The sequence below is a fragment of the Paenibacillus sp. 2KB_22 genome (assembly GCF_052115745.1).
In the GTDB taxonomy this organism is placed as follows: domain Bacteria; phylum Bacillota; class Bacilli; order Paenibacillales; family Paenibacillaceae; genus Paenibacillus.
The window spans coordinates 962,817-982,475 of record NZ_JBFRHG010000002.1; the positions used below are offsets into that span (position 1 = coordinate 962,817).

Consider the following 19,659-nt stretch of genomic DNA (forward strand, 5'->3'; position numbering starts at 1 on the left):
ATTGTCGTTATCCATTGTACAGGATTGGCTAAGTGAATCCAATGGTGAAGCTCACGGTTTTTCCTGCGGTATCTTTAAAAAGACTCAAAAATGAACAAGTCAGCCCAAGATTGGACCGGCTTGTTCATTAGAGTCAATAAATTCAATTGGATGAGAAAGTATTAAGTGCATTTTCAAGCGCTAATTAGGGAGTTACGCTCCCCGCGCCGCTATTTTGCTCTGTTTTTGTAGTCGGCAATTGAATCATTGGCGTGTTGGACCCACTTACATATGGAAGGGCTCCATCCCATTTCTTAATGGTTTCATATTCAACGAGTTGACTCGATAAGGATTGTTGAAGCTCTTTATTGGCTTTAGCTTGACCCTCTGCTTCGATCAATAGTTTGTCTGCATTACCTTGTGCTTCCACGCGCTTGCGTTCTGCTTCTTTCTTGGCGATCTCCAGTTCAGTCGTTTTACGTTCCAGTTCTTGAGAAGCTTCGACACGTTTATCGATGGCTTCCTGAGTCTTAGCGTCAGGTTGAGGAACACCTACGGTAACGTTGGATACGATAAAACCTAACTCTTTAACGTCATCCGAAAACCGTTGTTGCACGTCCACGCCTGCTTCAGATGACTTTTCACCATACACATCAATGACTGTAAACTCGGAAATACCTTTACGAGCTGCATCACGGAAACGTGTTTTGAGATATGTATCCTCAATTTCTTGAATGCTAATTGGCCCAAATGTATTGAATATAGAAGATACTTTACTTGGTTCTACCTGATAGTTGTAAGCAAAATCGATAGTGATGTTTTTTCCGTCAGAAGTTGCAATCTGAATGTCTCTGTATTCCACCGTTTGAATTCGGATCGGATATTTCGTTACTTTATCAAACGCTCCAACCAGTTTCCAACCTTGACTCAGTGTGCTATCTTTTACGCCTCCATTGGGTGAATATACAACCCCGACATATCCATTAGGAATTCGTGTTACAAAGAAAGTCACCAATAATACTCCCACGATAATAACCAATGCAACCGTGATCGCCCCTGTTCTAAACGTCTTTGAATTTTTCATCAACATTCTCCTCTTGTTTGAATTTATTGTATTTCTTCAGAATTCTACTACCTATTTTATTGAATAGCGGGATCATTAATGCCCATAGAATAAATGCTAGGATCAAGATTAAAATGATTCCCCCAATAAATGGCATATTCGTCCTCCCCTCTTTGGATGTAACTTAGCACAAATTTATAAATAGGTACTAATTATATCCTCTTTTATATATAATTTGTAAATTAGTATTCGGTTTCAAGGATATTCAGCGCTTGACCTACTATTAGGTTAAGTAGTGAAGAAAATTGTGAGTGATTGACATCCAGTATACGGTTATTCCTATCAAAAAAGGGATCATCAATTGATCTAGGAATTATGGATCAGGCCATAGTTGTACCCATTGCTTATCTCATTAGGTCTAAACAAATGATATAAATGACACTTTATTATACGTATGTATTTTCACAAGAAACTTGTTCCTATTGCTATAGGATATACAAATCAAAATCAAACTCTGCGTTCAAGTCATAGGCTATACTGATTGCCTTTTGCTCGATAGTAATAGCAGGGGTCTCATTATCCATAATCCTGATCGAGAAGCTAACAGAAAATTCAAATTATGCTTCATTCTCAAGGTTTTCAATTTTCAATATGTGGCTCCAAAAGATTGAGTATGTGGTTCAATTGCTGATTGATATCAAAAGATTCCTGATAGTCCATCTCCAAGAACCAACAGGTTTCTTTTCGATACAAATCTCTATCATCAATCTTTTCTCCTTTTATATAGGTTCCTGATGGTTCGATTCCAATCTGTTCTGTGATTAACTTCGGTTCGAAATGATCTCCTGTAACGATAAATTCAGCCATGATATTCGTTTTTTCCATTAAGGACTCCCGACTTATTCATATTCATATACCAGAAACCACTTGATATATGTTCACTGATTAACTATTCCATTTAATCCAGTGTTTCATCAAGCAGGTCGTTGCTCAACATTTAATGACAAATCCCACACCGCATTTTTTGTTACTTATTCAAATCGCTCGCTAACTTTCGAGGAATAGAAGGAGTGCCTACTGACTTCAAAGTTGATAATGTCTTAGGAAATTGTGTCCCGTCGTATAAGCATATTGATTATTTAAGTTGACTCTTTTCACTGGACTGAAAGATCCCAATTCAATTTTATTGGTTTCAATGAGCTAAACCAGTTAGCCCCCTCACTTATCCATCTAGTTCTATACTCTTCTATGGATTCAAGGATTTTCTTTTGCATCATCATCAAATCCAGATTGAAAGCCACAACAAACACATATTTCGTTACTTGGAAAGCCATGTCTATCCCATTGAGGAAAGCTCAATCATTATAACTACAAACTGAATAAATATAATAAGTTTTGCGGATTAACCTATTAAAGGATTAACACCTCATACCGCCGCATAAAATGAAGCACCCCTCCCTCAACTAATTGTTGAGAAAAGGGTTCCTATAAGATTTTTTATTATTTTGATTTGGCTACAAATCGAAGATGAGTCTCAGTTTCGTTAATAAGCTAGACCGAACTAGTCTTCAAACTGTTCAAATATATATTGGTAGGATTCGTCTATTGTTTTTTCATTATTATAAACATCAGTAAGGGCCTCATTAACAGTCGTATCAAAATTAATATATTCATCTGAGATAGGATACGTTTCTACAGCAGATCCATTGTCCACATCGTATATCATTGATGCATCAAAGTTTTCGTTATAAGACTGATTCAAAATAGAAACTGTATTTTCGTTGTAAAATGTTGGGTATGAGAGCGGGTAGTTACTGAAATGATTATATTCACCCCTAGAATCCAGCATTTTTAAAGTGTACTCTTCACTCAATATATAGTTTATTATTCCTATTAGAGTATCTCTGTAATCACTTTCTTTAACGATTGCTAATGTAGACTGTCTTATATTTTGTATTTTATCACCATCTTTATTAGGTAAGAAAGAAATACTGATAGGGAAATTCGCCTCTATTTTTACTGGAGATTTTGAATTCCAATCTCTATTAAATTCGCTATTAGAATATATCTCCATATTAAATGCGTTGGCAATCATCATCCCATAGTTTCCATTAGAAAAAATATTATCGATAGGGTAAGTCCCATCTTCATATTCTTCATAACCTTTTCCATAATTCTTTACCATGGTGGCAAAAAAGTTATATAGTTCTCGCCATTCTTCATTCATAAGTTGACCATTACTATAAAAAGGCGTTTCTAAATTGTAACCAAACATTCTTAACTGAGTACCAATAAATAACTCGTCATCATCAGTATTTTTAACTGCAAGTGCTATAGGACTATATGAAAGTCCTTTTTTCTTTGAGGAGGACTCCAAAAGATTTAATGTATTTAGAAATTCATTATATGTTGGATACATAGGTATCAAATCAACACCCAGATCATTAAAGATTTCTTCGTTCTGCAAAACAAAATATATTGTTTTTATGACTGGCGAAATATAATATATTCTTCCATTACCTCCCTTCAAACTACTATTAAGTACTCCTGAATGCAAATTTTCTTTATGGTCTATATGATCAGTAATATCTAAAAGTAAATTGTCTTGAACAAGAGGTGCTAATTTATTTGGTGTCAGTCCAGCAATTATATCCAGTTCACCATTTTTTACTTTTTTATATGTATTATCAATAACATCATTCTCTGTTATGGCGTTTTTTTGAGATTCGGGATATAATTCCACGAAGTTCACTTCAACGTCAAATCTCGCCTCTATATCACTTTTAAGCTTTGGATACTGATATATTGGATTTCCCATTTCAGGCACTCCAATTGAAATACTTATCTTACTTCTACTATTCTCATTCTCTTTAGAGAAGATAAAGTAACCCCCAAAAAAAATAGCCGCAACAAAAAATAGTAATAAAGATATAATGAAAGTTATTTTTTTTGATTTGATTTTATTCATTGTAGTAACAACGCCTCTCTTTATTTTAAAAATTAACCAAAACTCAATTATCAGTGAATGAACTGAGCCTATGTTGAGCATGAAAAAAAGATAAGCATCTGCCATCCCTGTGTTTTGTATCAGAAAACCACTGGGATGACAGATGCTGCTACTACAAAGAATTAATAGTTAAAATTACCCGATACGGCTGTATGGTTACCAGTAAAATTGTGCATATATCCATAAACTGCTGTTTGTGACTGTACTTTTGTAGAAATATCTACTTTACCGCTACTTTGAATTCCAGATAAACTTTTACCTGCTAGAGTATTTCCAGTATTAGCATTCAAGGTTTGATATGTAACTTGAACACTTTCTCCGGCATTCAAATTCGCTTGGTAAATACTGCTATAAACCGCATATCCGCTACTATTCAAAGCAAATACTGTCGGCGAAGACGATCCACCTATATACAGGCCTGTGTAAAAACCTGGACTGTTATAGGATTTAACAGATTGTAGACTAATGCCTCGACTTTCGTTTGTGGAAAATTCCTGAACTTTAGCCTCAGTCGAAGCCAAAGTATCCACACCATCAGCGAGTGGAAATCCAGGGGCTGGAGCTGATAAATTTGATGAACTAATCGAAGATGTCGCTAAAGTGTCCACGCCATCAGCAAGCGGAAATCCCGGACCAGGTGAAGATGCAGCTGCTGCACTCACCGAAGTTGCCAATAAAAACGAAGATAACAATAAAGTAGCAATTTTGTTTTTCAAATAAATAACCTCCTTCATGTATTTGACATAATTGTAAATCATATAATTGGATAAATCAAGAAGTTTTTGGATTTTAATATATATTTATGGATAAATTTTATATTTTTTTCTTTTGGAGTTAAAATTTTTTCATAAAACTCCGTTTAATCCACCAAATATCCGCCCTAAAACATTAAAATATATTATGATAAGGGACAATATGATAGATATTGGAAGTACAATTAAAAATTCAAGTCTCCTCTTAGGAACAACGATCAGTAAAATAATGACCATAATTAAGTATATCCCCATAAGTATTGGGATTAGATAGTAATGAGTGTGCTCAGGCAAGTAAGCGTTACGCAATTGATAACCTTCGGAAAGCAAAGCTGTGATTGGAAGGGCCAAAACAGCACTAGATAAGAATCCATTGCCACGTGCATACCACATCACATAAGCACACACCGGAGATACCACTGCACACATTCCCCAAAACACAATTTCTCTCATTGGAAAGAAATTTAGAAAAAAAACGGTATATAGATAATAAATGGTTAGCAGCGACACAAAAAAGGAACATATTTTAAATGCTGCTAGTTTGGGAGAATAACTAAAAATTGCTATAAGTGTTGCAACAAAAATCCACACACCTAAACGCCCACCGATAGCATCAAATATAGGGTTAATCCCCTGATCATCTACAAGCTTAGCCACTAAACCTAAAATCATCCCGATCGTTATCGCGCTTAAAACTGAAAAAAAATTTTGTTTAGTAGTTGATTTTTTTTCAACTCTAATTTCACTTAACTTATTTTGTATTTCCATTTCAGCCCCTCCAATTTCCATAATTACTATATATTCTAACACAATCTATTTTAATTTTGAATTTTTTCCCTTTTTATGAAATTTAGAAATCAATAGTGCTAATTAACCAAATTCCGATCTAAGACCCAACTTTCGCTTTCGATCCGGAACGGATGGTTGATCATTATCTCAATAATTCGTTACGCAACAAATAGCTTAACTACTAATCATCTCCATTTCCTTTATTATAGGATTATAGAAATAAACTCAATTTTCATGGACTATTCTTCTTTTATTCTTGAATAACAACTAAAATGCAATATGTATTTATTCTAAAACTAAATAAAATGATATACTAGATGGTGTTGAGATGCTATTTCAATTGAAGTTAACGGAAGCCCCCCCTTATTCTTCGCCTACACAACCAAAATATAAAACAAACCCCGGTACACGTCTGCATTCAGCAGCGTACAGCCGAGGTTCATCATTATCATTCCAAATATTACACTACCTATCTCAACCTATCTCATCTCGTAAAATCATGCTGCCCAATGGTAAGCAGCGTCGGCCTGCTCTTGCTCCACAGCGAAGTCGCAATCTTCGGATTGTAATAATACAGCGCTCCATTCGTAGGATCCACGCCATTTAATGCTTTGCGTGCTGCCTTATAAGAGGTCGCTGTCGGTTTTGTATTAAATTGCCCATCGTCTATAGCCGTGAACTGACCTTTCTGGAAAATGACCTTCGAGATCGATGACGGGAATAAATCCGAATGCACACGATTCATGACAACCGCTCCTACAGCGACCTGCCCTTCAAAAGATTCTCCGCGTGCTTCGCCATGGATCAGCTTCGCCAACTGGCGCAGCGTCTCGCCTTCGGCTTTGGCCTTTTTATTCAGCCTGTTCAGCGTTGCCGGACCTGCAACACCATCCGCGCTGAGTCCTTGCGCCTGCTGGAACTCGCGGACAGCGCTTTTGGTAATCGAACCGTAATAACCGGTCATTCCCGCGTCAAAATACCCCAGGTCACTTAATTGCTCCTGCAATTGCAGCACATGTTCACTGCGAACGCCTTGTTCCAGCTTCTGTGCTCCCGCAGAAGGCGCTGCTACGGTTAACCCGACAGCCATCGCACAAGTACCGAGAAGCATACCTACTCGTCCTGCTCTTTTGCCTGCCTTTCTCCCTCTCCGATGGGTTACTTTTCGGCTAACGGTGATAGGCTCTATGATGTCAGTACTCAACTGCACATCAGATCCCACATTTGTACTACCAGCTCTAATCCGTACATCCTCACTGCCCGTGTACTCCATATTTTTCGTAATCGTCATGTTATTCATAATATTGGTGACCTCCATCTCTTTCGTAGGTTTACTTTCATCCACAACATACACATCATACATTCCGTTCATCTCACTCAGTTGTTTAATGTTATTATCGCTGTACGTTACATGTATGTTGTTATTCCCATATTCTCGCACCATGTCAATCACGTTGTTGTGGCTTCCATTTATGCTATTCGCTCGAGTCGCTTCACCCATCGTATTGTTCTCATTGAATTCACGCATTTGATCCATTTCACGCTTGGTCTGCATCTTTTCGTTACCCTCCATTTTCTGAATTCAGATCCTACTTCTTTCCCCTGAATCCTCCCGGCTCTACATCCCGAGTGTCATTATAGGATATAGAAAAAGTGCCGTCTATCGGACCGATGGAGCATGTAAAAATGAGTCTTGGACATAACAAAAAAAGGTATGAGCCCATGGTCGTATCAGGGTCACACCTCTTCTTGTATCAACCTTGTACCGCTTGTCCAGCCCCCGTTTCCGTAGGCAGGCAGACCCGTACAAAAGTTGCGCTTGAATATAATGACAATTACTCGGCGAGTTCTTGTCCCTTCGTTTCCCGGCCCCAGAACAGCACAGCCGCTGCGCCAATGAGGATTGTCACGAAGAAAATGGTGAAAATCAGGCTGATTGCCACTTCGCGTTGAACCAGCATACCGACCATCAGTGGAGCAAGTACACCACCGATCCGGCCTACCGATGTGGCAAGGCCAACACCTGTCGAACGAACGGAAGTCGGATACAATTCCGGGCTGTAAGCGTACAGACCACCCCAGGCACCCAGGTTGAAGAACGAGAGGCAGATCCCCGCAGCCAGAATCGTTGCTTCCGTGGTTGCCAGTCCGAACGCAATCGCACTGCATGCAGTCAACGTAAGATACACCACTAGTACGAACTTGCGACCGTAACGTTCGATGAAGTACGCTGCGGTGAAGTAACCTGGCAATTGTGCGATCGTCATGATCAGCACGTATTGGAAGCTTTTGATCAACGTAAATCCTTTGGCCATTACAACCGAAGGCAGCCATAGGAACATTCCATAATAAGAGAAAATGACGGTAAACCACAAAATCCAGAGCATCAACGTTGTACGGCGATGTGGTGCTGACCAGACGGTAGCCACTTTCTCGCGGAACGTGATTTTACGAAGTTTGGCGTGATTCTTATACCGCGGCGGGTCCTGAATGGCACGACGCAGATATAATGCATAGAACGCCGGAAGTGCACCAATGGCAAAAGCAATTCTCCATCCGTACTCCGGAATGACAAAGTTGGCAATGAGCGCCGATACAATCCAGCCCCCTGCCCAGAAACTTTCCAATAATACAACGGCACGTCCACGTTCCGCTGTAGGCATCGACTCCGATACCAGTGTGGATGCCACAGGCAACTCTCCGCCAAGTCCAATACCCGCAACCAGACGTAGTGCACACAATACAGCAAATCCAGTCGCCAATGCAGATAGACCGCTTGCAATCGTAAAGATTAATAAGGTCCACATCAGAATGGCCTTCCGTCCAAAACGGTCTGCAAGTGCACCTGCAAGCAAAGCACCTAATGCCATACCGATCGAGTTAATACTCGTAAGCACGCCGACTTGTCCCGGACTGAGACTCCATTCCTTGGCGAGTGCAGCCACAATAAAGGAGATCATACCCACTTCCATCGCATCAAACAGCCAGCTCATGCCGGCACTGAACAGCAGCTTGCGCTGCTTGGGATTCCGCAATACTTCCAGTTTGCTCATCACTTATAGCTCCCTTGATCTCTATGTAGTCACTCTGACACTAAATCATTATTATGCAGAATGCTCCAGAAATCAATGCAAAATAAGCTTTTCCTTCCGATTTCTACGATACCTCACCCCTTAAGTGAACCCGCTGTCAGACCTGCAACGAAGTAACGCTGGAGTAACAGGAACAGCACAATCATCGGAATAGCAGTGACAAGTACACCCGTGAGCATCATCGGATAGTTGGTTACATACTCCCCACGGAATTGCATCAGTGCTAGTGGTAAAGTCAGCTTGGACTTACTGCTAAGCATGAGCATCGGAATAAGCAAGTCATTCCATACCATGACGAGCAGGAACGTCGCTGTTGCCGCCAGCGAAGGTGCAGCAAGTGGCAGTGCAATCCGGGTGTAGAGCCTCCATTCGCTTGCTCCATCCATACTGCCCGCTTCCAGAATCTCCGAATTGAGCATGCGCATGAAGCCTGTCAGCATAAATACAGAGACAGGCATGAGCATCGCGGCGGATACGACAATCAGGCCCGTCAGATTGTCTGACCACCCGAGTGTACGCGTGAGGGAATAGATTGGCAGCATGCTCACCTGAGAAGGAACAATTAGGCCTGCCACGAACAGCGCAAATACGATTTTGCCTACGCTGCCGCCCCAGCGGACAATGGCGTAAGCAATCATACTGCTCAGCAGCAGCTCAATCGCAACCGTTCCCAGCGTTACGACCATACTGTTTCCGAAGTATTGCCACATCGGCTGATTGCGGAACATACCAATGACGTTATCCCACGTGAACGGGTCAGGCCAGCTGAATGGACTGGTGAAGAAGTTGCTGCTTGTTTTGAACGAAGATACAAATACAAAATACAGCGGAACAAGAATCAGCAGCGCGTACACCAACAGGATCAGTCGATTGAACCATTTTAAAACCATATAAACTCCCTCCCTTCTTTTTTAAGTCTATTAGGTCAACTTCGGTGCCGTTCAGGTTCGCCGTTCGGATGGAACGGAAACGACAAATACTTCTACATCTCATCCAGTCACGGCTCGCATACTCACGAACACGCGTCCAATCTTCAATAGCTTACCCGGTCGGCACGCAGTGCCTTGAACTGCAACAGCGTCAAGAGCGCGAGCAACACCAGGAAGATCATCGAACCGGCAGAAGCCAGACCAAATGAATAACTGCCAAAGGCGGTATGATAAATATATGTGGTCAAAATTTCAGTTGCGTAATTCGGGCCTCCGTCCGTCATGGTGAAAATGAGGTCAAAAGCCTTGAACGATTGAATCGTCGTATAGGCCACAACAATCGTTGCCGAAGGTGCCAGGAGCGGCCAGGTCACGGTACGGAATACCTGCCATTTGCTCCCGCCGTCCATGCGAGCCGCTTCATACAGTTCTGCCGGAATGCCTTGCAGACCTGCGATGAATACAATCATCATCTGGCCGGCATGGGCCCAGACTTGGACCGCAGCGATGGAATAGATGGCGATCTTCGGATCACCAATCCAGTTGCGGGCCATGCTGCTCATTCCCGCCTCATTCAATCCATAGTTGATCAATCCAATGGATGGATCATACATAAATGCCCAGATCAGCCCGACCGATACGGAGGACAGAATCGCAGGCAGGAAATACAATGCCCGAAGCACAATGCGTGTCTTGGTATTACGTACCAGGAGCAAGGCCAGGACAAGTGAAATAAAGGTTTGTGCAATAACAACCGTTAACATGAACTCCACGTTATTGCCAAAGGCTTTGCGAAATACGATGCTGCTGAGACTGTCCTTGTAATTATCCAGCCCTACAAATGCATACGACGGGGATACCCCGTCCCAATCCGTAAAGGAGTAGAACAGCCCCGTCAATGTAGGAAATACGAACAATCCAACGTACAGCAGCAACCCGGGGATCAGAAACAGGGATAGCTGAAGACGGTTTTTCATCGTTTATTTCCCGATATGCTGATCAATGATCGATTGTGCCTGCTGTGCTGCTTCTTCTGGAGAAGTACCGCTCAGCACGGCCTGAATGGAGTTGGTTACTGCTTTTTGATTGTCTCCGTTCAGGATGGTGAACCGTGGCTGGAACACGGTCTTTTTGCTCGCCCATTCTCCGGCTACCTGAAGTTCAGGCGTATCGTACTTCACATCATTCACCGTTACATTCTGTCCCGTCTGGTTGGCGTAGTCGCTTGCTACTTCCGGATTACTCAGGAATTCGATGAACTTCTTCGCTTCTTCCGGATGTTTCGATTTGCTGTTCACTGCGAGCATGAATGTGGTCGTATGCACCCCTTCATACTTCGCTTGATCTGCACTTACCGTAATTGGCGCAAGCAGTTTTTGCTCCAAATTTGGATTCTGCTGCTTATTCTGAGCCAATTGATATGATCCACTTGCCAGCATCGCTGCTTTTTCTTGAATAAACAGTGCGCCAGCCGCAGGGTCCTTCGTACCCAGTGCATCTTGTTGGAAGTAACCTTTATCGTTCAGTTCCTTAATTTGAGTCAATGTTTTCACCCAGAACTCATCTGTGAGTTTGGCTTCGCCCACTTCTACTTTGGTAAAAATGTCGTCACTTGGTGCGTTGTTCATCACCATTGTATTCATGAATTGCCCTGGGCCAATGTCCGCTCCGGCAAAGGCAATCGGAATGATGCCATTGTCTTTCAGCTTCTGGCAAAGGGCCAGGAAGCCTTCCCAATCGGTTGGGGGCGTCAGTCCGTATTTTTCAAACAGTTTCACATTATAGATGGGATCGTTATATACGAGTTGATACGGGATCGCATATTGCTTGCCATCGTGCTGTCCTGCTTCAATCAGCTTCGGATTGTAAGCCGACAGGAACGATGATCCGCTCAGGTCCGTGAACAATCCCGCCTTGGTGAAGGCTTCGAATTGTGCACCCGGGAAGGAAGCAAATACATCCCCTACCGAACCGTCACTGATTTTGGATTGTACAGTGGACTGATATTGATCGGAGGGCAGCGTCTGCATCTCCACGTTGATGTTTGGATTTTCTTTTTCAAATGCGTCAATGGTCTTGTTGAGTGCTTCGGAATCCTCTCCGCGCCAGTGCATGAAGCTGATCGTAACCTTGCCTGAACCTGAGGAACCGTTATCTCCAGAGGACGCGTTATCCCCACCGCCGCAAGCTGACAACAGGATGGACATCACCAGCATACTGACGAGCGGCAGGATTAATTTTTTATTTTTTTTCATGAAAGACGACCTCCTGAAAGATGTTGTATAAGTTGAACGAATGATTTTACACTGGATCACTACGCGTTCAGAACAATCTTCCAATCGCTGTTATCCCCGAATTTCTTTGAATTATTTCTTCAATGGTTAAAATCCGGGGATAAAGGCGATCGCTTCGCTTTTCCAGATTTGTTTTGAACGCTTCGTTATCGTGTAAAAAAGGTTAACTTATTTAGTTAGTAGTAATTGAATGCTGCTTCTGTCTTGTTTTCCATTTCTCGCGAATGATCGGCATCACGGTCCGTCCGAAGATTTCAGCCTCTTCCAGATGTGGGTAGCCGGATAGAATGAACGTCGTAACGCCGAGATCTCCATATTCCATCAAACGTTCTGCGACCTGTTCGGCTGTACCCACAATAAGGATTGCACCGCCGGAACGCACAACGGACAAACCTGTCCACAAGTTGGGACCTACGACAAACTGCTGCTTCTCGGACAGTTCCCGTAACTCGTTCTGTCTGCGTTGGTTGGTTGCATCCGTCTCGGCAAAAGCGGCTTTGGCTTTCTCGATCGCTTCTGGTGGTACTTTGCTAATAATCTCCCACGCTGCTGCCCATGCTTCTTCTTCGGTATCCCGAATGAGTACCTGAGCACGCATGCCGTAACGGAGCTGACGATCTTGTCCCGTTTCCTGTTTTACCTGCTGACGAATGACCTCAATCTCTTCGATCTGCTCCTGAATCCAGTCATGAGGCTCGCCCCACATGAGGAACGTATCTGCATGCTCAACGGCCACCTTCTTGGCAATCGGTGAACTTCCTCCCAGATAGAATGGTGGATGCGGATTTTGGACCGTCTCCGGCATGCCTACCGGTCCTTTGAAGTTGTAATACTGGCCGTTGAATTCAGGATTGGGATCGCTGGGTGCGTTTGTGCCAGAGTTGGACCCAGTTCCAGCAAACTCCGTCAGATTCAGTCCCGTCGATTGCGTCCATGAACGCTTCATCACTTCCATATACTCGCTCGCCCGCACATACCGCTCATCATGCGCATGTGCCAGTGGATCGCCAAGTTCCTCCAGATCGCGAACAGAACTGCCTGTCACCACATTGATCATGGCGCGACCACCAGATAGCTGATCCAATGCCGCTCCCATGCGTGCAGCGAGTACCGGTGTAACCAAACCCGGGCGAATGGCAACAAGGGGACGCAATGTCTTCGTGTGACTCATTACTGCCGAGCCAACCACCCATGCGTCCAGACAGGCTCCCCCTGTCGGAATCAGTACGAATTCGAATCCTGCCTTCTCCGCCGTCTGTGCTACATCGATCAGATAATCCAGACTCGGCTCCCGCTCCGGGGCAACCCCCACATACTTACCATCCCCTGCTGTAGGCAAAAACCATCCAAACTTCATATCTTCCTGTTCGCTCACAAGGTTCAATCCCTTCTATGAATAAATAAAGTCTCATGTTAAAGAGTTACCGTTACGCCTCCTTGACGTTCCGGGTACGAATCGTTCTTCCGATCACTGTTATCCTTGAATTTTTTTTGATTCTCCTTTTTAAAGGTAAAATTTCAAGGGTAGCTTATGCTTCCGATGTAGCTTTCTTTCAGAAAGCTTTCAGGCGACCGCTTCGCTTCTTCAGAATCGATTTCGTCCCCTCCACTACGTTGGCATCTCTTGAAACTTATTTTTAAAGTGCGCCTAATTTCTAATCATTTTATTCGTATGAAAGCTCCAAATACCGATTAATTAACTTGGTTTAATAGGTATGGACATCATATCAATTGATTTGTCTGTGAGCAATGTCATTTCGCGGTAAGTTTATTTTGTCATTTTGTGGTCTTTTCAGAGATTTAGGTCTTGCTGATCTTGAATATGTATAAAACCCACCTGTATAATAGGTTTAAATACGAGTACAAAAAATATGATTTTCCACTTTTGAACAACATCTACAAGCGAAACTTTTAGATCGTATCTACGATACTTATACATTAAAGAGGTGTTCCTGATGACCGAGATTGAACGCATGAAGGAGGACCACCACGAATTTTTGGATATTATATTCTTCACTCCATCTGAATTTGAGAAAGCCGGGGGAGCCTGGCCGATTCGCATTGGCCGTAATATAGCCAAGACCAACTATCATATTGGCCCTCGCACCACACCTTATCACTATTTGTTATTTGTGCTGGAGGGAGAAGGTACATTCATCCAGAACGGACAGCGTCATACCCTTCGAGCCAGGGATGCGTTCTGCCTGTTTCCACATGTAACGCATGAGTACTGGACGGACCCGGAGGACACGTTGCAAAAAAATTTTATCGCCTTTGATGGTGCATACGCAGCCGAACTGTTGTCTCGTATTGGACTTACTCCGGACTCACCGTATCGTTCAGGTGTACTGACGCCGGAGACTGCAAGCGCCATGCGCTCGTTCATGGAGGATGTTCGCAAACCGCAGGATGGAGCGAGCGATCTGGGACGACTCACCCGGTTTCTAAGCCTCTTTGACCGGATAGCCCGTTCCCCTGCAACCAAAGGGTTGCAACCAGATTCTGCCACGTCTTGGCTTCAGAAAGGCAAGGAGTACATGGACATTCATTTTGCAGGCGGCATTTCCGTGGAAGGTGTGTCTGCTCATGCGGGTGTGGATCGGACTCATTTTGCCAAACAGTTCCGCAAAGCCTATGGTCTGTCCCCCGTGCAATATATTCAGCAATTGAAAATGAATCAAGCCAAACGTCTGCTCGTGCAGACGCCGCTAAGTTTAACGGAAGTGGCTCATTCCGTGGGTTATCCCGACTTGTTCTCCTTCTCCAAAGCGTTCAAAAAGCAGGTCGGTTTGCCACCCAATCGTTATCGCACAGCGGAGAGCACGAAAGAGTGAGGGAGCGACCTTTCGCTCCCCAGCCTATAATTCAGCCTCGTGTACCACGCTTGTATGCGGTTGTGTACATTGTGCCCTTTATCAAATTACAGTGGATATTGAGTTTCACTCCTGTATATCGTAGTGCTGCAAAATCCATTGCTTAATCCACCACCAAAAAAGGCAAGCCCCATCTACCCGGGACTTGCCTTCTTTCTATACTATAGTCTTGAGGCACGCATCAGAAACCAGGAACTTCTAACGTTTACTTAACGCTATTCCTTTTTCTCATCCTTACGTGCAAGCGGAATACCGTTCTCCTTCGCATACCATGCTTCATAATGATGCACAGCCACACCTGCAAAAGAGGAATGGGAAGAGCCTAGATCGAACACCTTGGCCATTTCTTCATTCATGTTGCTAACGGGTTTACGGAAAAAGGTCAGGTGATCCCCTTCGTGTGTATCCGCGAGTTCTGCGCCAATCCAGACTTTCTTGCCGAGATCATCCGCTTCGTCCAGTTCTTCCTTGGACAGATCATACATCTGCTGCCCGCTATCCCGATAAGCCATAATCGCCACTGCATCGAAGTGAGAGATGACCCAGCGGCTGAATGTACCCTCACCTTCAGCCGACTGACGGGCATCCAGCCAGAACGGAATGGCAGCGCTCATGTACAATCCGGCGGCCTCTCCCGCTTTCGTCCAAGCCTTCATGTTGTCGCTCCACTCCGCAATGACACTGCTTTCTTCGTCCTCCCAGCGTTTCAGCTGATACGGCTCCACATCCAGTTGAATGCCTTCGAAACGTTCATTCTTGGCAGAAGCTGCATTGTAGGCTCTCACTCGCTCGATAAAAGCAAGTCCTTCATCCCGCTTCTCCTCATAGGCCCAGTCTGCATGGCCGTTAAGTCCATGCACTTCAATCTCAGCCTGCCGGGCAGCAGCAATGAATTTGCGGTATGTTGCATCAGGCACCTCATCCTGGATTTGCAGGAAGATGGTATCCACGCCCTGTTCTTTCGAGAAAGCAATAATCTCAGGTGTCTGTTCTGCAATAATGGACGCGTCCCACAGCCAGGTCGCTTTGTGTTCCTCGGTGGAGAACCACTTAAACATCCAAGACAGAAGCAGCAGGCACAATACCACAGCCAAAATGGCCCATTTCGCCATCCCTACCAGCTTGCCCCGTTGCCTCATATATTTCCTCAGACGAGCAACGCTTCACTTGGTTCAAACACAGGATGCTGAACCGAGTGACCAATTTTGTAGATGTGCGGATGTGTGTACGAACGGAATGCATTACGTGTATCCAGAATCGGCACACCCATCTCGGCAATATCAAAGTAAGGCAAATCGCTGTGGTTGGTGATCAACACGATGCAATCGTACTTCTTGAACTGTTCCAGATTGAATGCTTCGCTGTGTACCGTCTCCCCATGCTTGTCCTGGAAAGAATCGGCATGTGGATCGTAGTAACTTACGTTGGCTCCACTTTCCTTGAACAGTTCATATACTTCCAGTCCTGGTGATTCACGCAGATCGGCAATATTCGGTTTGTATGACATACCGAGCAGCAAGATATTCGATTTACGTACAGATTTCGCGTATTCGTTCAGAATCGTTGATGTTTTGTTCAACACGTAATATGGCATGTTGTCATTGGTCGATTGCGCCAGTTCAATGAATTTGCTATAGAAACGGAAACCTTTGGCTTTCCACGACAGGTACATCGGATCAAGCGGGATGCAGTGTCCACCGATGCCTGGGCCTGGATAGAATGGCATGAAACCAAAGGGTTTCGTTGCTGCCGCATCAATTACTTCCCAGATATCGATGCCCATACGGTCGCACATCATCGCCATTTCATTCACAAAGGCAATGTTTACACTGCGGAATGTGTTCTCCAGCAGTTTGGACATTTCAGCCACTTTTGGCGAAGATACCGGTACTACGGTTTCTACATATTTGCTATATAGCGCTGTTCCAAGTTTCAGGCAAGCTTCAGTTGTGCCCCCGATCACTTTCGGTGTATTAAATGTTGTAAAACGTCCGTTGGACGGGTCCACACGTTCAGGCGAGAAGCAGAGGAAATAGTCTTTACCTGCTTCTTGTCCGATCTTGTCCAGCTGCTGCTGGATCAATTCTTCGGTTGTACCTGGATAAGTGGTGCTCTCCAGTGTAATCAGCATACCTGGTTTCATATGCAGTTTGATCTGATCCACAACCGTCTCGATGTAAGACGTATCCGGGTCCTGATTCTCACTGAGCGGCGTCGGTACACAGATGCTGAGTGCGTCAATGACGCGCAGCATGCTGTAATCTGTCGTTGGTTGGAACCGACCGCTTTGCATTACTTTTTTCAACTCATCGGACGAAATATCGTGAATATAGGAATCCCCTTGATAGATACTCTCTACTTTGGACGCATCCAGATCAATTCCGATTACCGTGAAACCTTGATTGACCATTTCCACGGCAAGTGGAAGTCCTACGTAACCGAGCCCGACAACGCCGAGTACAGCTTCTTTATTTTCAATCGCATTCAGTAATGTGTGGAATTGTTGATTCTCCATGATATTCCCTCCGGGTAGTGTATTTGATGGTTCTTCAAATCCATGTAAATAGATGGTTGTCTGTTGGTCTTTTTTATCTTCTAATGCAGGCAGCGTCTGATTCGGGCATCCAGCTCTACAGGCGAGAACGGTTTGGTCATGTAATCATCGACCCCGCTGCGGAAGCATTGACTGATCGTTTGCTCGACACGTTGCTCGGTCAACACGACAATTTTGGGTGGCTGCTCCATCTCCAGCTTCTGAATATGATGAATGAACGGCAGACCGTCGATGCCATACAGATTCAGCTCGGTGAGTACCAAGTCCGGTGTCACTTTCTCGATCAAGTCCAGTGCAGCCAGTCCATCAACAGCCTCATAGGTTTCGTATCCCTGCATCTTCAACCGTAACTGCAGGAATTCGCGTACCGTAGGATCGTTGTCTACAATCAGAATGCGTTCCGGCTCGTCCGCTGTATTGTCCAGCGTGTAGATATGAATCTCCGACGAATCTACGAGCTTCGAGGATTCAGCCATATGCTGAATGGTTGCTTTCGAAGGCCGCTCTCCCTCTGCGAAACTGGCCAGTGTGATCTGTGGATCGGCACCAGGGACGGTCTCTTGCAGCTCATGCTTGATCCGAAGTCCTTCATAATGAACCTCATCCAGTGACAACCCTGGCAGCAGGACGGCAATCGCCTGGGTGGCCCCATCCTTCCACACCTGGAAGGCAGTCCCGCTCGTCTGCTCCAGATGTGTCCTGACCTGCTGCTCAGGTTGAGAGTTTCCTGCACAATGGATGAACATTAAGCCGCATGTTTCGGCACCCGTTTCCTTTAATCCCTGTTCTACACTTCGGTACACATTAACGGCAGCCTCACGCTGCAATGTCGCCGTATTTGGCATGTTCTTTTCCACCCTTCTCCTCGGTTATCTATACAGGTTGCTGTTACTGTATTGCCATGATCTCTGTACTTAAGCGGCTTCGCTTGGTTTCTTCTCATCCTCGGACCAGCTTTGGCGTGTCATGGTACCCCATGAGTTGTTGTTTTGCATGAACTGCACATGTCCCTGCAATCTCCACAGTACGCCCAGCTGATGATAACCCACGAATTTGAGCGCAGAGTAGACCAGCATTTTGACCAGATCGGAGAGTTTGTTGTAACGCTTGAAAGCAATCTCCTCCAGGACAAGTGCGCCTACACTCAACAGATAACCACTCACGAAGTTCAATAGTCCGAACAGAACCAGAATTGGCCATTGCGTCATATCCAGAAGGACATATCCAGCGAGAGCCAGAAGTCCGGTAATCCGGAAATACGGGTTGAGCGCTTCAAAAAGGACGTTATATGGCATGGTCACCATACCCATAACCTTATATTTGGGATTGAACAGCATGCCTCGATTCTCCAGCATGTTCTTCAGATTCCCGCGGCCCCAGCGCTTGCGCTGACTGGACAGGATCCGGTAGGAATCCGGTGCCTGTGTCCAGCACACCGCCTCAGGGCAGAAGGCAACGCGGTACTTCAATTTGTTTTCCAGCATATACCGGTGGAGCTTGATGATGATGTTCATGTCTTCCCCGGGATAACCATCCCGATATCCACCTACGGCGATAACAGCGTCCTTACGGAACATACCGAATGCACCGGAGACAATGATCAGACCGTTCATGTGACTCCAGCCAATCCGTCCGCCCAGGAAGGCTTTGAGATATTCAATCGACTGGAACATGGGCCAGATCTTGCGCGGCAGCGATACATCTTGCACTGCCCCGTTTTCGATTTTGCATCCATTGGCGATCCGTACATCTCCCCCGATGGCTACTGTCTCTTCTGGATTTTCCATATACATGCGTGCCATACGGATCAGGGCATCCTTCTCCAGCAATGAATCGGCATCAATGGAAGAGATCAGCGGATAATGGGACAAGTTGATCCCGGCATTGAGGGAATCGGCCTTTCCGCCATTTTCCTTGTCAATGACATACAGATCGGGGAACTCCGGATTATGGTAAATCCCGCGAATTTTCTGACAGGCGATCTTGCCCCGAATCTTCGTATTGGGTACCGGCTTCAGACGATATTCATCCAATAAAATCTTCAGTGTGGCATCACTGGAGCCATCATTCACAACAATGACTTCATACGTTGGATAATTCAGCGTCATCAGACAGTTCACATTTTCAATAATCGTCAGTTCCTCGTTGTATGCCGGTACCAGCAGAGAAACCGAAGGCACCAGTTCCGATCCTGACAAGGTATTGTATTTGGAATAATGCGACCGGCGGAAGATCGTCCAGATGTTACGGAACGATAAGGCCAGGATGGAAAAATAGAGCGTATTGACGAAAACAACATAGTAGATTGCGACCATGCCGTAGATTAA

At 44.5% G+C, this 19,659-nt stretch carries 16 protein-coding genes; 1 reads left to right on the plus strand and 15 read right to left on the minus strand.

All coding sequences use genetic code 11. The annotated features are described in order from the left end of the window. Positions 1-184: 184 nt before the first annotated feature. From AB4111_RS15260 to AB4111_RS15310, 11 genes are all read right to left on the minus strand, one after another. Positions 185-1,063 (minus strand): SPFH domain-containing protein, encoded by an 879-nt coding sequence (locus tag AB4111_RS15260; RefSeq protein WP_442032241.1) that lies wholly within the window; start codon positions 1,061-1,063, stop codon positions 185-187. Between the two features lie 618 nt (positions 1,064-1,681). Further along, entirely contained in the window at positions 1,682-1,927 is a 246-nt protein-coding gene (locus tag AB4111_RS15265) for a DUF4279 domain-containing protein (protein WP_442032242.1), read from the minus strand. Between the two features lie 676 nt (positions 1,928-2,603). Continuing rightward, on the minus strand, positions 2,604-4,010 hold the full coding sequence (locus tag AB4111_RS15270; RefSeq protein WP_442032243.1) for a hypothetical protein: 1,407 nt from the start codon (positions 4,008-4,010) through the stop codon (positions 2,604-2,606). Between the two features lie 161 nt (positions 4,011-4,171). Then, positions 4,172-4,765 carry a hypothetical protein gene (locus tag AB4111_RS15275; protein ID WP_442032244.1) on the minus strand — a complete coding sequence of 198 codons (594 nt, stop codon included), beginning with the start codon at positions 4,763-4,765 and terminating at the stop codon, positions 4,172-4,174. 129 nt (positions 4,766-4,894) lie between these two features. Then, positions 4,895-5,569, minus strand: a complete 675-nt coding sequence (locus tag AB4111_RS15280) for a DUF6518 family protein (RefSeq protein WP_442032245.1) — start codon at positions 5,567-5,569, stop codon at positions 4,895-4,897. A 505-nt stretch (positions 5,570-6,074) separates the two neighbouring features. Then, positions 6,075-6,701 carry a cell wall hydrolase gene (locus AB4111_RS15285; RefSeq protein ID WP_442032772.1) on the minus strand — a complete coding sequence of 209 codons (627 nt, stop codon included), beginning with the start codon at positions 6,699-6,701 and terminating at the stop codon, positions 6,075-6,077. Between the two features lie 724 nt (positions 6,702-7,425). Beyond that, entirely contained in the window at positions 7,426-8,643 is a 1,218-nt protein-coding gene (locus tag AB4111_RS15290; RefSeq protein WP_442032246.1) for an MFS transporter, read from the minus strand. 113 nt (positions 8,644-8,756) lie between these two features. After that, positions 8,757-9,572 carry a carbohydrate ABC transporter permease gene (locus AB4111_RS15295; protein WP_442032247.1) on the minus strand — a complete coding sequence of 272 codons (816 nt, stop codon included), beginning with the start codon at positions 9,570-9,572 and terminating at the stop codon, positions 8,757-8,759. Positions 9,573-9,715: 143 nt separating this feature from the next. Then, on the minus strand, positions 9,716-10,588 hold the full coding sequence (locus AB4111_RS15300; protein ID WP_442032248.1) for a carbohydrate ABC transporter permease: 873 nt from the start codon (positions 10,586-10,588) through the stop codon (positions 9,716-9,718). 3 nt (positions 10,589-10,591) lie between these two features. After that, a complete protein-coding gene (locus AB4111_RS15305) occupies positions 10,592-11,866 on the minus strand; it encodes an ABC transporter substrate-binding protein (RefSeq protein WP_442032249.1) in 1,275 nt (424 codons plus the stop codon). 211 nt (positions 11,867-12,077) lie between these two features. Then, positions 12,078-13,262: an LLM class flavin-dependent oxidoreductase gene (locus AB4111_RS15310; protein ID WP_442032773.1), complete on the minus strand. Its 1,185-nt coding sequence runs from the start codon at positions 13,260-13,262 to the stop codon at positions 12,078-12,080. Between the two features lie 598 nt (positions 13,263-13,860). Here AB4111_RS15310 and AB4111_RS15315 point away from each other — a divergent pair. After that, positions 13,861-14,739 (plus strand): AraC family transcriptional regulator, encoded by an 879-nt coding sequence (locus AB4111_RS15315; protein ID WP_442032250.1) that lies wholly within the window; start codon positions 13,861-13,863, stop codon positions 14,737-14,739. A gap of 254 nt (positions 14,740-14,993) precedes the next feature. On the opposite strand, the gene AB4111_RS15320 is transcribed toward AB4111_RS15315, so the two are convergent. The 4 genes from AB4111_RS15320 to AB4111_RS15335 form a co-directional block, all read right to left on the minus strand. Further along, a complete protein-coding gene (locus tag AB4111_RS15320) occupies positions 14,994-15,917 on the minus strand; it encodes a hypothetical protein (protein ID WP_442032251.1) in 924 nt (307 codons plus the stop codon). An 8-nt stretch (positions 15,918-15,925) separates the two neighbouring features. Then, entirely contained in the window at positions 15,926-17,293 is a 1,368-nt protein-coding gene (locus tag AB4111_RS15325) for a nucleotide sugar dehydrogenase (protein WP_253439004.1), read from the minus strand. Positions 17,294-17,373: 80 nt separating this feature from the next. Further along, positions 17,374-18,177 carry a response regulator transcription factor gene (locus AB4111_RS15330; protein ID WP_442032252.1) on the minus strand — a complete coding sequence of 268 codons (804 nt, stop codon included), beginning with the start codon at positions 18,175-18,177 and terminating at the stop codon, positions 17,374-17,376. Between the two features lie 69 nt (positions 18,178-18,246). Continuing rightward, positions 18,247-19,647 (minus strand): glycosyltransferase family 2 protein, encoded by a 1,401-nt coding sequence (locus AB4111_RS15335; RefSeq protein ID WP_442032253.1) that lies wholly within the window; start codon positions 19,645-19,647, stop codon positions 18,247-18,249. Positions 19,648-19,659 lie beyond the last annotated feature (12 nt).